Origin of the sequence: Methylobacterium variabile (assembly GCF_001043975.1) — a bacterium.
In the GTDB taxonomy this organism is placed as follows: Bacteria; Pseudomonadota; Alphaproteobacteria; order Rhizobiales; family Beijerinckiaceae; genus Methylobacterium; species Methylobacterium variabile.
Genome location: NZ_LABY01000361.1, coordinates 1 through 700, shown reverse-complemented (window position 1 = coordinate 700; position 700 = coordinate 1). Strand labels below are relative to the sequence as shown.

At 74.9% G+C, this 700-nt stretch carries 1 pseudogene; it reads left to right on the top strand.

What is annotated here, in order from left to right:
* Positions 1–348, top strand: a pseudogene (locus VQ02_RS38505) (ceramide glucosyltransferase); the annotation flags it as partial.
* Positions 349–700: the final 352 nt, after the last annotated feature.

The window sequence follows — 700 nt, the reverse complement described above, 5'->3', positions numbered from 1 at the left end:
TGGGCGCGCCTGCGCCGTGTCACCTTCCCGCTGTTCTTCGCCCCCGAGATCGGCACCGGCGCGGTGATCCCGATGCTGGCCGCCTGGCCGGCCGCGGGCGGCGGGCTTCCCGGCCTCGCCGCCATGCTGGGCACCGCCGCGGCGTGGTACGGCGCCGAGTGGCGGCTCGCCGCCCGCAACGGCTGGCCCCGTTCCTGGCGCTGGCCGCTCGCCTGCCTTGCCCGCGACCTCCTGTTCGTCCCGATCTGGCTCGCCGCCTGGGTCGCCCGCGACATCGTCTGGCGCGGCAATGCCATGGACATCCGCACCAAGCCGGCCCGCCTCGGCACCGACGCCTCGGCGGCGTGACCGCGCGGGGGGCTCGGCCCCTGATCCAATTGCCCTTGACGGCCGCTGCGGACGGGATCACGCTCTCCTCCGTCCCACCCCGCGTCTTCCCGTCGAGCAGCCCGGGACCGCGGAGGGGCGCACCGACGGAGGGAGGCATGACGCCACCGACGAGACGGGCCGCGATGATCGCCCCGGCAGCCGTTCGGGCCAGGACGTAGCGGCATCCAGACGAACGACAGGGCGGAGGCGGCCTCAAGGGGCGGTGAAGCCACTCGCAGAGTGCGCCTTCCGGTGACCCGTGAGCCCCGATCTCGGCCGCACCCGCCCTGCTTTGCGAAGATGCTCTCGGGATCCCGCCGGCCAGGCGACC